The following is a 13,106-nucleotide window of genomic DNA, read 5'->3' as shown; positions in this document are numbered from 1 at the left end:
GGATCGGGCTCAGGTGAGGATGAAGCCTCGGTAGCCCTGCGCGGCGACGTCCTGGCACGTTTCCTCGTAGGTCGCCAGCCCGCCGGCGTACGGCATGAAGACCCGCGGTTTCCCCGGCACGTTGGCACCCGTGTACCAGGACGGGGCTCGCGGGAAGAGAGTCTGGCCGGCGACCTCGTCGAGGTGCGCCGTCCACGCGTCCTCGGCCTCGATGGCCGGCTCGATGCTGCGATGACCACGGCCGCGGAGGTAGGCGAGGCAGTCCGCCGTCCACTCGACGTGTTGCTCGATGGCCGTGACCATGTTCGTGAGGACCGAAGGGCTGCCCGGCCCGGCGATGATGAACAGGTTCGGAAAGCCCGCGACACCCAGCCCGAGGTAGCTGTGCGGCCGGTGCGCCCATCTGTCGGCGAGCGCCAAGCCGTCTCTGCCACGGATGTCGATGCGTTCCAGCGCACCGGTCATGGCGTCGAATCCGGTCGCCAGGACGAGGGTGTCCAGCCGGTGCTCGCGCTCCCGGGTACGTACCCCTGCGGCCGTCACGGTCTCCAGCGGCGCCTTGGCCAGATCGACGAGCGTGACGTCGTCGCGATTGAAGGTCTCGTAGTAGCCGGTCCCGACGCAGAGGCGTTTGGCCCCCACGGGGTAACCCCAAGGCAGCAGGCGTTCGGCGACGTCGGGGTTGTTCACCGTGTCGCGGATCTTGGCGCGAATGAACTCGGCCGCAGTGTCGTTGGCCCGCTGGTCGGTCAGCAGGTCCGCGAAAGCACCGAGCAGAGCGAAGCCGCCCATCTCCCATCGGCGGGCGTACTCGTCCCGGCGCTGCCGCTCGCCGACCTCGAAGGCGGCCCGCGGGTTGTCGTCACGCACAAACCCCACTTGCGACCTGCGGTTGTGCCGCCGGCGCTCGGCATAGGCCGCTTTGACCTCGCGTTCGGTTCCAGGATCGAGGGGGCCGTTGTTGGCGGGCACGCAAAAGGCTGGTGTGCGCTGGAACACCGTCAGATGGCGAGCCTGCTCGGCCAGAATCGGGATCACCTGGACGCCCGACGACCCGGTGCCCACCACGCCGACACGCTGACCGGACAGGTCCATGTGTGCGGGCCAGTCCATCGTGCGGTGAACCTCTCCGGCGAACTCGCCGAGCCCGGGAATGTCCGGCTCCTTCGGAATCGACAGGCACCCGGTGGCCATGATGCAGAAGCGGCCGACGGCCTCCTCACCCCGCTCGGTGCGTACCGTCCAGCAGCCATCGTGGTAGTGCGCGGCGCGCACCCGAGCGCCGAAGGTGATGTGGCGACGCAGCTCGAACCGGTCCGCGACGTGCCTCAGGTACCGCAGCATCTCCGGTTGCGCGGGATAGCGCTCGCTCCAGCTCCACTCCTGCTGCAGATCCTCATCGAAGGAGTAGGAATAGTCGAAGCTCTCGACGTCGCAGCGGGCGCCCGGATAGCGATTCAGATACCACGTCCCGCCCACCTCCGGCGCGGCCTCGTACACCCGGGCGGACATCCCCTGGCCGAGCAGCCTGTGGAGCATGTACAGGCCAGAGAGCCCGGCACCGACGATGACCGCGTCCAGAGCCTGCCTTCCTGCCATGGTGGTCCTTTCCAGCGAAGCTCACCGCAGCCTGCGCTCAGTGGCCACGTAGGTATTGGAAGAGCCGGGATCGGCTCCGGTGGGCATGCACAGGGCGTCCCAGGCGACCGGGTCGCGTGCCGGGGCCGCCCGCAGCGCGCCGAGATCGGGGAACCACAGCTCGCGGATCGCGTCGAAAGCGGGCGTTTCCCCGTCCCCGTTCCCGTCCTCGTCCTCGCCTCCGTCGCCGATCGGGATGCATCGGGACCACGTGTGCCCGACGGCACCCACAGCGCGCCCCCGCTCTCGATCCGCCACGTCGGGCGGGTCGGGCGGGCCGGCCTCAAGCCCGGCGGGGCCTGGGGCGACCTCACCGCGAAATAGCCGGATCAGCTTGACGGCGGGCGGACCGGCGGGCACGGCGGCATTGTCGACCGATGTCTCCAGGGTGCACAGGAACTGTAGTTTTCCGGCGTCCATAAAGAACTTCTGATCCGCCACCGCCGCCAGATACGCGGAATCGGAAGGCAGGCCGCGCACCGCCGCCATATTGTCCAGCCAGATTTCGGCGATGCCGTGAAATGGTGCATCGGTGAGATCCTCGGCCGCGGCGAGCCGTGCGTTCTGCACGGCGTGGCGGATCAGCGGGATCGCCAGAGTAAGCGGATCGCCATGCGGCCGGTGCCAGTGCGCGTCGAATTGCTCCAGCGTCAGTTCCGGCAGCTTGGTGAGCAGCGCCATCAATTTGATCATGACTTCAGGGACCGCTTTCCCTGTCGGCCTCGAGGAGCGAGGGGCCGTACGCCATCAGATCCTCGGTCTGCTCGAAGCGGGCGGTCTCGCTCAGCCAGCTCAGCACGGCGTCCAGATACGAACACAGGGACGCCGCATACCGCCGTCCGTCCGGCGTCTGGGACAGCTCGGCGGCCGCCTGATCGAACTTGCGCCGGCTCTCGCCGAGCATGGCCACGACCGTGGACCTCGCCTCCGCGTATGAGCAGCCACGCTCGCGTGCGAGGACGGTCAGGAGGTTGTCCTGTCCTCGAGTCAGCTCGGGACCGGCCGAGACGAGGTCATTGACCCATCCGACGGTGTCGACCGCCGCGTCCCGCAGTGCGCGGACAGCCGACCGGGAGTGCCACTCATCGGGCAGGGACACCGGATATGTGCTCTCGACGAGGTCCAGCATCGGGTGAGCGGTGATGCTGCGATGACGTTGTCGCAGGTAGCGGCTCAACGACAGCCGGGTGCCGGAAGCCCGCGCGAGGGCCTCCTCGTGGGTCGCTTCCACGAAGTCGCGGTAGTGCGCGATGAAACGATCACGCAGTCCACCGGTCATGCGCGGGGCCGTGCGCCGCCACAGGTCCGCCAGCGCGGTCTCAGCGGGAGAACGGACCTCGTCGTGGCCATCCTGTTCCAGCACATCGACCAGCCGGTGCATCGCGGACCCCACCTGCTCGGGCCGCCCGCCCATGGGCGTGACGTCCAGCTCGTCGTCGACCAGGCAGATGAAGGCCGTCCATTGTGCGATCAGTACCTGGTCGGCCCTGCCGGCTTCGGGAAGTGCTCGTTCGGCGAAACGCTCGATCCGCATGTCCGCCAGCCGCCGGCATGCAGTGTCATCGGAGATCAACTGAAATTCCCTCGCCCAGGTCGTGATCTCCGCCTGCAAAGTACTCATGGCCCATTGTCATGCAAAAATTGCCGCCGATCCACATCCTGCGCCGCCTTGCAGAACTGCGGCTTTGAAATGATCTTCCGGTCTGCCTAATGTAGACGCAGGGCCATGTGGACCTTCTGGAGGTCGTCATGACCGAAATAGATCTGTCGTGCCTGGATATCGATAGTGCCGATTTTCAGCAGCGACCCTATCCCTGGTATGCGGCAATGCGCCGGGACGCTCCCGTATGTCGCGTGCCAGGACGCAATTGGTATTTCGTGGCGACGATGGACCTCGCGCGTGCCGTCCTGAGCGATCCGGAGGTCTACTCCTCCCGGGTCCGGAAGCGGACCACGCCGCCGGACGAGGTGCGGGACGAGGTGACGCGGCTGCGGGCGGCGCGGCTCGCGACCAGCCCGATGCTCAGCAATGACCCGCCAGAACACGACACCTATCGGCGGATGGTCAACAAGGCGTTCACACCACGGGCGCTCGGCTGGATGGAGGGCAGGGTACGGGCCGTCGCCACGGACCTCGCCACCGCTCTCCCCGACGAGGCCGACTTCGTCGAGCGCTTCGCGATCCCGTTGCCGGTCTTCGTGATCTCCGAGGTGCTGGGGCTGGACGAGGCGCACCGGGGTTCGGTTCGCCGCTGGACCAGCGCGATGACCGGCACGATCGGCGGTTCCGCCGACGGCTCCGAATGGATCGCCGCCGAGCGCGACCTCGCGGAGTTCGAGGCGGTGCTGATGGACGAATGCCGGCGGCGGCGTGAGCGTCCCGGCGAGGACCTGCTGACCGGGCTCGTGCGCGCGGTCGACGCCGCGGAGCCCGCCGACGACGAACGGTCGGCGGTACTGATCGGCCTGGTCCGTCAGCTGCTCGCGGCCGGAAACGAGACGACCACACGGCTCCTGGCGGAGGGCATGGCGCTCCTCGCGGCGCACCCGCTCGAATGGGACCGGTTGCGCCGCACCCCTGACCGCGCGGAACCGCTGGTCGAGGAGATGGCGCGGCTGGCCAGCCCGATCCAGCAGATGCTTCGCCGGGTCACCCGTGACGTGACGGTCGCCGGCGTGCGACTGCCCGCCGAAGCCACCGTCCTGGTCTCGTTCGCCTCGGCTAATCGGGACGAATCGGTCTTCCCTGATCCGGACCGGTTCGCCCCCGACCGGACCGGCCTGCGCAGGCAACTCGCCTTCGGCCACGGCATCCACGCCTGCGTCGGCGCCGCGCTGGCCCGGATGGAGGCGCGCATCGCGCTGGAGGTGCTGGCCGAGCGGACCCGCGGAATCGAGGTGGTCGATCACGAGCCGCGATACCTGTCCAGCTTCCTGCTCCGCGGCCGGACGAGCCTGCCCGTACGGGTGCGGCGATGAGCGGGACGGCGGCGCCGCGGGCGGTGGTCACCGGTGCGGCTCGCGGCATCGGGCGGGCGATCCTCCTGCGGCTGATCCAGGACGGCTACCAGGTGACGGCGGTCGACCGCGACGGCCCGGCACTGGAGCGCGCGTGCGCCGGGTCCGATGCCCTGCCGTTCGTGGGCGACGTGACCGACCCGATGGCCGTGACTCGGCTGGCAGAGCGGGTCGGCGAGTGCCGAGCACTGGTCAACAACGCTGGAATCTGGCGATATGGCCCACTTGCCGACGTACGGCCGGAACAGGCGCGGGAGGTGATCGACACCAATCTGCTCGCGCCGCTCCTGCTCATGCAGGCGTTCGTCCCCACGATGACCGAGGGGGCATGTGTGGTGAACCTGTCTTCGGTGACCGCGCACACGCCCACACCGAAGGTGGGCATCTATCCGGCGTCCAAGGCCGCGCTGGAGACGCTGACGCGGCAGGCCGCGGTCGAGTTCGGGCCGCTGGGAATCCGATGCAACGCCGTCGGGCCCGGGCTGATCCATACCGAGGGAACGGCATCGGACTTCGGCGATGCGGCGGTCGTCCAGCGCCGGGGTGGGGCACTACCGCTCGGCAGGCTCGGAGTCCCCGGCGACATCGCCGGCGTGGTGGCCTTCCTGTGCTCGGATGACGCCCGCTACATCACCGGACAGGTGCTCTATGCCGACGGCGGCTACACCGCCGTCGGCGGGACCGGCTCCACGAGGTGGAAGGACGGCTGACCATGAACGATCCCCATCAGAGCGGTTACCCGCCGCCGCCCTGGCGGTCGAGGGGCCGGATGTGGACGGGCTTCTTCAGGGCCGAGCCGGCTCCGGCGTTGCCGGCCGACCTCACGCCGGTCCGGCCCGCGCTCACCGCCCTGATGCTGATCCGCTACCTGGAGGGGACGCTGCGCTACGACGAGTTCGCGGTCGGCACGATGGCGCGGCGCGGTCGCCATCTGGGCCTGTTCGTTCACCTGATCTGGGTCGATGACCGGGCGTCGCAGCTGGGGGGCCGGCGGATCTGGGGGCTGCCGAAACAATTGGCCACCTTCAGGTGGGAAGACGGCATGGTCGAGGTAACCGATGACGACGGACCGGTGGCCACCGTCCAGGTCGGCCGGCACCGGTCGAGGCTCCCCGCGCTTCCGCTGTTCACGGCCGGTCTCGGCGAGGTCGACGGCCAGCGCGTGTTGTCGCCCGGCCGCCTCCGCGGCCGGCCCGGCCTGACCAGGATGCGGCTCGCGTCGTGGTCGCGCCGGCTGCCCGTCCGGCTCCCGGAGGGGCAGGCCCGCAGGGCGATCGCCCTGGACCCTTTCCGGATGACGGTCAAGCCCGCGGTACGGCTCGGACTGGTCGCGGCGCGTCGCGGCGAGGAGTGAGCGTGATGGAGTCAGCGCGGCGACGGCTGGTCGACCATCTTGCCCGGCAGATCGGCACGACAGGCGCGGCACCCGGCGGCTGTGCCAGCAGAGTCCTGGAATCGGCACTGATGTTGAGCTTGCTGCGCCGCGAGCGCCTGCATCCGGCGGCTCAGGACCGCCTCGCCGGCTATCTCAGCGACACCGGAGTGCGGACGACACGATTCGACAGTGCCCTGTGTGACGCGCTTCTCCACGGGCGGTCCGCCGACGCCGAAGCCGTTCACGACGACCTGCTCGGCGATTTCGATCATTTCACGACGGAGCGTAAGCGGCTGCTGCTCGACGCGTGCCTGGCGGTCGTCGGCGCCATTCCCTTCGACGAGGGAATGCGGCCGGACAAGATCCACCCGAACAGCCGGGTGCGCTGGGTGAACCTGATAGGGCTCAGCCTGCGCGTACTGATCGCCTCTGGTCTGGCACGGCCGGACCTCGCTGATGCCGCCGAATGCGACCAGTTGGTGCGGCTCCTCGATACCGGCCCCGACGGTGTCTGGGAGAACCACATGACAGCGAATGTGCTGGGGCTCCTCGCGATCAGCACGTCCACGCCCGGCCATCGGGTGGTGGCCGAGGGCGCCGAGCAACTGGTCGCACGCCAGAACCGCGACGGGGGAATGCCGGCCATCGCCGACCTGGCCGTTTTCGCCAGTGGCCCCGCCGGTCTCGCCCTGGCCAGGGCAGGAGCCGAACCGGACCTGCTCCAGCGCATGGGCGACTACCTGGAGCGACAGCAACTGCCGGACGGCGGCTGGCCGTTCGGCGAAGGTACGTCGCAGAGCGATGTGGACACGACTTCCTACGCGACCGCCTTCCTTGCCGTCGCCGATCCCGTCCGCCACCGGTCCTGCCTCGACCGGGCCGGCCGGTATCTGGCCGGGATGGCGGGCCTGGACGGCGGCCTGCCGACCTACGTGGCCGGGGATCCGCCCGAAGTGGGAATGACCGCCGGAGCCACCTGCGCGCTGGGCTTCCTTCCGCAGCGCCACGCCGATCTGCTCGGCCGTTCGGCGAACTTCCTGCTCAAGGCACAGCGACCGGATGGGACCTTCGAACGAAGCTGGTCGTTGAGCGAGTCGAACACGATCTGGCGAACGATGTGGGCGCTCCGATCGTTGCCGCACCCGCAAGCCTCGAACCTCGACCACGAGATCCAGCGAGCGCGGAACCGGTCCCTGGGCTTCCTGCGTTCCGCCCAGAACGACGACGGCGGATGGGGCTACCGGCCAGGTGACCCGAGTGACACCGCCAGCACCGCCTACTCGCTGCTCGCCCTGTCGGCCATCGATGAACAGGCCGAAGTCATCCGCCGTGGCATCACCCACCTGCTGCGCCGCCAGGAATCGGACGGCGGCTACACGGCCCTCCCCGACCAGGTCGCTCCCCGGCCCCTGCTGTTCGACGCACCGGTGTTCGCCGACATCTGGGCCCTGCTCGCACTCACCGGCAATGGTCGTCCATTCCAAGACCGACTGTGATGAAGTCGGGCCGCCGGTGCCGCCGGTGTCTCGCCAGCCACAACACACATCGATGACAGCGAGTTCCTGGCAGATCGAGGTCTGCGACGACCCTGTGCTTCGGTGGCTGGTCAGAGCGGAAGGCGCGACACCGGGGTAAAGCGCGACACATCTCCTCGGCGGATCGTGTTGGTCAGGGTGCGCGCGGGGTCATCCCTCAGGGACGTCGGCAGTACCGCCGGCGAAGTCGAAACCGATTCTCTGCTTCGGAGTGGTCGTGGTGTGCGGGTCGATGAGCGTCTCGGACGAACGTGTCGGTGTCGGTGTCGCTCACGGTAAGGCGGTTCTGCTGGGTGAGCACACCGTGGTCTACGGGACGCCGGCGATCGCGGTTCCCATTCCCGCGCTGGCTGTTTCAGCCTCGGCTCGGGTGCGGCGTGATGGCGCGAGGACGCAAGGGAAGCCGGACTTGGAAGTCGCGGTCGATGACGGTCTGGAGTTCACGCTCGACAGTGCCATTCCGTCCGGGCGGGGTCTGGGGTCCAGCGCCGCCTGCGCCGCGGCGGCTGTGCGTGCGGCCGCCGACCTGCACGGCGAGACGGTGGACGCGGAAACGCTGCATGAACTGGTCCAGAAGAGCGAACGTGTGGCGCACGGCCGGGCCAGCGGCGTCGATGCCCGCGCGGTGGTCGCCCGCGGGCCGATCTGGTTCGAGGACGGGGATGCTCGCCCGCTCGCCGTCGGAGTAGACGCGGTGGTGGTCGTGGCCGACACCGGGGTGCCGGGCGGTACCCGGAAGGCGGTGGACCGCGTCCGTGCGCGTCTGGCAGCCGATCCGAGGTCCGCTGAGGAAACACTGGCACGGGCCGCGTGGCTGGTGCGGGGGGCTGTCGACGACCTGGCCGCGGGCCGCGTCGCGGCGTTGGGGCAGCGCATGCTCGATTTCCACGACGTGCTCGCCTGGCTGGGAGTGAACACTCCGGAGATCGATCGGCTGGTGGCGGCGGCGATCGAGGCCGGGGCGCTGGGCGCGAAGGTCACCGGCGGCGGGCTGGGCGGCTGCGTCATCGCGCTCGCCGACCCCCGCGACGACGCCGCCCATCTGTGCGAGGCGATGGAGCAGGCGGGAGCGGCGCGGACGTGGCCCGTCGAGTTGGGGGGCGCATCATGCTGAGCCAAGGATCGGTGGATGTTCGCGCGGGTGTCACGGCCGTGGCGCATCCGAACATCGCGCTGGTGAAGTACTGGGGCAAGCGGGACGAGTCGCTGGCGCTGCCGGTCACCGGCAGCCTGTCGGTGACGTTGGACATCTTCGCGACCACCACCCACGTCACGCTCGCTCCCCAGGCGTCCACGGACATGATCACCCTGAACGGCGACACGGCCGGGGGCGCCGCTGCTGAGCGGGTCCAGGCATTTCTGGACCTGGTCCGGAGGCTGGCGGGCCGGCGGGAGCGTGCGGTGGTGGAGTCGGTGAACCAGGTCCCGACCGGGGCCGGGCTGGCGTCGTCGGCGGCCGGATTCGCGGCGCTGGCCGCCGCCGCGGCGGCGGCCTACGAGCTCGACCTGGACGGCCGTGCGCTGTCGCGGCTGGCTCGGCGGGGGTCGGGCTCGGCGTGCCGTTCGGTGTTCGGCGGATTCGTCCAGTGGCACGCGGGCAGCGGGGACGGCAGTGCGGGTGATGTGAGCTCGTTCGCCGAGCCGGTGCCGGTCGGGCCCCTCGATCTGGTCCTGGTGGTCGCTGTGACCGACGCGGGTTCCAAGAAGGTGCCGAGCCGGGAGGCGATGCGGCACACGGTGGCCACGTCCCCGCTGTATCGGGCCTGGGCCCAGGCCAGCGCCACGGATCTGGAGCGGATGCGGGACGCGCTGGCTCGCGGGGACCTGCCGGCGATCGGCGCGATCGCCGAGGGCAATGCGCTGGGCATGCATGCCGCGATGCTGGCCGCGCGTCCGGCCGTGCGTTATCTGTCGGCGGGTTCGCTGGCGGTGCTGGACGCGGTGGACGCGCTGCGAGCCGACAACGTGGCCGCCTACGCCACGGCCGACGCGGGCCCCAACGTCGTCGTGCTCTGCCCGCGCGCCGATGCCGACCGCGTCGCTGAGACGGCGGACGCGATCGACGCGGTCAGGTCGGTTCACCTCGCGCGCCCCGGTCCCGGCGTACGGCTCCAGAGCGAACACCCGGGCGGTGATGAGCGATGATCACCCGCACGGCGCCCGGCAAGTTGTTCGTCGCGGGAGAGTATGCGGTCCTGGAGCCGGGCTGTCCCGCGGTGCTGGTGGCGGTGGACCGCTACGCCACCGTGACCGTGACCGCCACGAGCGGCCCCACCACGCTTTCCTCCGACCGCGCGGGAGAGCTCGTCCTGCCGCGCCGGCCGTCGGGCAGGAGTTCTGGCGGACGGCTCAGCCGACCGGCGGCCGAGCCGCATGTTGAGCCGGGCATCGAGGCCGCCAAGAACGGACCGTTCTCGTACGTGCTGTCGGCCGTGCGGGTCGTGGAGCGCCTGGTCGCTGAACGCGGCATGCCCACCTGTTGCTTCCACCTGTCGGTCAGTACCGATCTGGCCGCGCCGGACGGCCGCAAGCTGGGGCTTGGATCCAGCGCAGCGGTCACGGTCGCGACGTGTGACGCACTGGCGCGCTTCCACCGCCTGAAGCTGGGCCGCGAGGAGTTGTACCGGCTGGCGATGCTCGCCACCCTCGCCGTGGCACCGGACGCCTCCGGCGGCGATGTGGCGGCGAGCGCCTTCGGTGGCTGGCTGCTGTACTGCGCTCCCGACCGTCAGAGTGTGGCCTCCCTCGCAGACGGCGGCGGTATCACTGCCGCACTCGACGCGCCGTGGCGCGAGCTGACATTGCGGCCGCTGCCGACTCCGGTGGACGCCCATCTGGAGATCGGCTGGACCGGCGAACCCGCCGCCACCACTGAGCAGGTCCGGCGGCTGCTGGGCGACCAGCACAGGGCCGCAGGTCACCGCACGTTCTTCAACGTCAGCGCCGATTGTGTGTCAGCCCTGGTCTATTGGCTGACGCACGGCGATGTCACGCGGATGCAGGAGCAGATCAGATGTGCCCGCTACGTGCTGGGCGTTCTGGACCGCCAGATGTCGCTGGGCTGGATGACGCCCCGGCTGCGCGCACTGTGCGCCGCCGCCGACGCGATCGGCGCGGCGGCCAAACCCTCGGGCGCCGGCGGCGGTGACTGCGGTATCGCCCTGCTGCGCCGCGACCAGCAGCACCAGGTGGCCGAGCTGCACGACCGATGGAAACGCGAAGGCATCCAGCCACTCGACCTGCGCGTCCACCCCACCGAACAGGACCGGGCATGACCGAGGACAACACCGAAAGCCGTACCGAAGACCGCACCACGAGCGGCACCACGAACGGCGCCACGGACGGGACTGGGAATCGTAAGGACGACCACGTCCGTCACGCCGTCGACCAGCAGCACAGCGGCCCGGACGCCGGCCGGCCCTCCGACCACGCGGCCGGCGACTTCGACGCGGTGAACTTCGTGCACCACGCTCTGGCCGGCATCGACCGCGATTCCGTCGAGCTGGCGGTCAAGACGCCCGCAGGCACGTGGCAGGCCCCGCTGTACATCAACGGCATGACCGGCGGAAGCGCCGGAACCGGGAAGATCAACCGGGAGCTGGCCGTGGCGGCCCGCGAGGCGGGGATCCCGATCGCGTCCGGCTCGATGAGCGCCTACCTGCGCGATCCGAGCCTGGCCAGTACCTTCCGCGTCCTGCGCGACGAGAATCCCGACGGCGTGGTGATCGCCAATCTCAACGCCAACGCCGACGCCGACCAGGCGCGGCGGGCCGTGGCCCTGCTCGAGGCCGACGCCCTGCAGATCCACCTCAACGCCCTGCAGGAGATCGTGATGCCCGAAGGCGACCGGGATTTCGCCGCCTGGCCCGCCCGCATCGAGACCATCACCGCCGCGGTCGAGGTGCCCGTGATCGTCAAGGAGGTCGGGTTCGGCCTCAGTCTCAACACCGTCCGCAGGCTGCGAGAACTGGGTGTCGCGGCGGCCGATGTCGGCGGGCGCGGCGGAACCAACTTCGCCCGTATCGAGAACAACCGCCGGTCCCGCGGCGACTACGCGTTCCTCCAAAGCTGGGGCCAGTCCACGCCCTGCTGCCTGCTGGACACCGCAGGGGTCGACGGTATCGGCGTCTTCGCGTCCGGCGGTGTCCGCTCTGCCCTGGACGTCGCCCGAGCCCTGGCGCTCGGCGCGACGGCGGTGGGGGTGGCCGGCCGCTTCCTCGGTGTCCTCGTCGAGCAGGGGACGGCCGCGCTGGTGGACGAGATCGCGGACTGGCTCGAAGCCCTTCGACGCCTCATGACCGTCCTCGGCACGCCCACACCTGCCGACCTGACCTGCTGTGACCTGCTGTTGACCGGCCAGGTCGCCGCGTTCTGCCAGGCGCGTGGCATCGACCCCGCCCCCTACAGCACCAGGAGTACCCGCACATGAACAGCACGGACACGAACAGCACGGACACGAACGAAACGCACGCCAACGAAGAGCACACCGATGAAGGCTCCGCGGTCGTGCCCATGAAATGGGTGGGCCCGATTCACATCACCGGCAACACCATCAACGACCAGGTGTCAGTGCCATTGGCCACCTTTGAGTCCCCGTTGTGGCCCTCGGCGCAGCGCGGCGCCCGTCTGTCGGCCCAAGTGGAGAACGGGATCGTCGCCACCCTGGTGGACGAGCGCATGACCCGCTCGATCCTGCTGGAGGCCGACGACGCGCCCACCGCCCACAACGCGGTGCAGCAACTGTCGGCCGAGTTCGGCCAACTCCAGGAGGTCACGTCCGACTCCAGCCGGTTCGCGCGGCTCATCGACCTCAACCACGAGATCACCGGGAACCTGTTGTTCCTGCGCTTCGAGTTCGCCACCGGGGACGCGGCCGGGCACAACATGGTCACCCTGGCCAGTGACCATCTCATGGACCACGTCCTGACCACGGTGCCCGGCCTGCGCTACGGCTCGATCTCGGGCAACTACTGCACCGACAAGAAGGCCACGGCCATCAACGGCATCCTGGGCCGCGGCAAGAACGTCGTCACCGAGATCCTGCTGCCCGCCGAGCTGGTCGACGGCCGGCTGCACACCACCGCGGCGAAGATCGCCGAGCTCAACGTCCACAAGAATCTCATCGGCACCATGCTCGCCGGCGGGATCCGCTCGGCCAACGCCCACTACGCCAACCTGCTGCTGGCCTTCTACCTGGCGACCGGGCAGGACGCCGCCAACATCGTCGAGGGATCGCAAGGCATCACCCATGCCGAGGACCGCGACGGCGACCTGTACTTCTCCTGCACGCTGCCCAACATCATCGTCGGCACGACTGGAAGCGCCAAGAACCACGGCTTTGTCGCCGACAACCTCACTCGCCTGGGCTGCCGCGACGAGCACCAGCCCGGCGCGAACGCCCGCCGCCTGGCCGTTCTGGCCGCCGCCACCGTCCTGTGCGGCGAGCTGTCGCTGATGGCGGCGCAGACCAACCCCGGCGAACTCATGAAGGCCCACGTGAAATACGAACGCCGCCCCGCTGCTGAGCCCGCCACATGAAG

The 13,106-nt window shown here is 69.7% G+C and carries 12 protein-coding genes; 9 read left to right on the top strand and 3 right to left on the bottom strand.

Annotation, left to right across the window (positions count from 1 at the left end):
• Positions 1-9: 9 nt before the first annotated feature.
• From ACGFNU_RS37785 to ACGFNU_RS37775, 3 genes are read right to left on the bottom strand one after another with little or no spacing between them, the layout of a single operon-like run.
• Entirely contained in the window at positions 10-1,599 is a 1,590-nt protein-coding gene (locus ACGFNU_RS37785; protein WP_392601380.1) for a flavin-containing monooxygenase, read from the bottom strand.
• Between the two features lie 21 nt (positions 1,600-1,620).
• On the bottom strand, positions 1,621-2,319 hold the full coding sequence (locus ACGFNU_RS37780; protein ID WP_392601379.1) for an EthD domain-containing protein: 699 nt from the start codon (positions 2,317-2,319) through the stop codon (positions 1,621-1,623).
• A gap of 16 nt (positions 2,320-2,335) precedes the next feature.
• Complete coding sequence (locus tag ACGFNU_RS37775; RefSeq protein ID WP_392601378.1) at positions 2,336-3,172, bottom strand: terpene synthase family protein; 837 nt, start codon at positions 3,170-3,172, stop codon at positions 2,336-2,338.
• Between the two features lie 353 nt (positions 3,173-3,525).
• Here ACGFNU_RS37775 and ACGFNU_RS37770 point away from each other — a divergent pair, with 353 nt between their 5' ends.
• From ACGFNU_RS37770 to ACGFNU_RS37730, 9 genes are all read left to right on the top strand, one after another.
• Positions 3,526-4,617 (top strand): cytochrome P450, encoded by a 1,092-nt coding sequence (locus ACGFNU_RS37770; RefSeq protein WP_392601377.1) that lies wholly within the window; start codon positions 3,526-3,528, stop codon positions 4,615-4,617.
• A complete protein-coding gene (locus ACGFNU_RS37765) occupies positions 4,614-5,366 on the top strand; it encodes an SDR family NAD(P)-dependent oxidoreductase (protein ID WP_392601376.1) in 753 nt (250 codons plus the stop codon). Before ACGFNU_RS37770 ends, ACGFNU_RS37765 begins: the two co-directional genes overlap by 4 nt.
• Before the next feature lie 2 nt (positions 5,367-5,368).
• On the top strand, positions 5,369-6,010 hold the full coding sequence (locus tag ACGFNU_RS37760; protein ID WP_392601375.1) for an acetoacetate decarboxylase family protein: 642 nt from the start codon (positions 5,369-5,371) through the stop codon (positions 6,008-6,010).
• A 119-nt stretch (positions 6,011-6,129) separates the two neighbouring features.
• A complete protein-coding gene (locus tag ACGFNU_RS37755) occupies positions 6,130-7,527 on the top strand; it encodes a prenyltransferase/squalene oxidase repeat-containing protein (protein WP_392601374.1) in 1,398 nt (465 codons plus the stop codon).
• 271 nt (positions 7,528-7,798) lie between these two features.
• Positions 7,799-8,680 carry a mevalonate kinase gene (mvk, locus tag ACGFNU_RS37750; RefSeq protein WP_392601373.1) on the top strand — a complete coding sequence of 294 codons (882 nt, stop codon included), beginning with the start codon at positions 7,799-7,801 and terminating at the stop codon, positions 8,678-8,680.
• Positions 8,674-9,711 (top strand): diphosphomevalonate decarboxylase, encoded by a 1,038-nt coding sequence (gene mvaD, locus ACGFNU_RS37745; protein ID WP_392601372.1) that lies wholly within the window; start codon positions 8,674-8,676, stop codon positions 9,709-9,711. The genes mvk and mvaD overlap by 7 nt, the downstream gene beginning before the upstream one ends.
• Positions 9,708-10,841, top strand: a complete 1,134-nt coding sequence (locus ACGFNU_RS37740) for a phosphomevalonate kinase (RefSeq protein WP_392601371.1) — start codon at positions 9,708-9,710, stop codon at positions 10,839-10,841. The genes mvaD and ACGFNU_RS37740 overlap by 4 nt, the downstream gene beginning before the upstream one ends.
• Positions 10,838-11,995 (top strand): type 2 isopentenyl-diphosphate Delta-isomerase, encoded by a 1,158-nt coding sequence (gene fni, locus ACGFNU_RS37735; protein ID WP_392601370.1) that lies wholly within the window; start codon positions 10,838-10,840, stop codon positions 11,993-11,995. The genes ACGFNU_RS37740 and fni overlap by 4 nt, the downstream gene beginning before the upstream one ends.
• Complete coding sequence (locus tag ACGFNU_RS37730; protein ID WP_392601369.1) at positions 11,992-13,104, top strand: hypothetical protein; 1,113 nt, start codon at positions 11,992-11,994, stop codon at positions 13,102-13,104. The genes fni and ACGFNU_RS37730 overlap by 4 nt, the downstream gene beginning before the upstream one ends.
• The last annotated feature ends 2 nt before the right edge of the window (positions 13,105-13,106 follow it).

This window comes from Spirillospora sp. NPDC048911 (genome assembly GCF_043198015.1).
Taxonomy (GTDB): domain Bacteria; phylum Actinomycetota; class Actinomycetes; order Streptosporangiales; family Streptosporangiaceae; genus Spirillospora.
The sequence above is the reverse complement of the archived record's forward strand: the minus strand, read 5'-3'. Positions and strand labels throughout refer to the sequence as shown.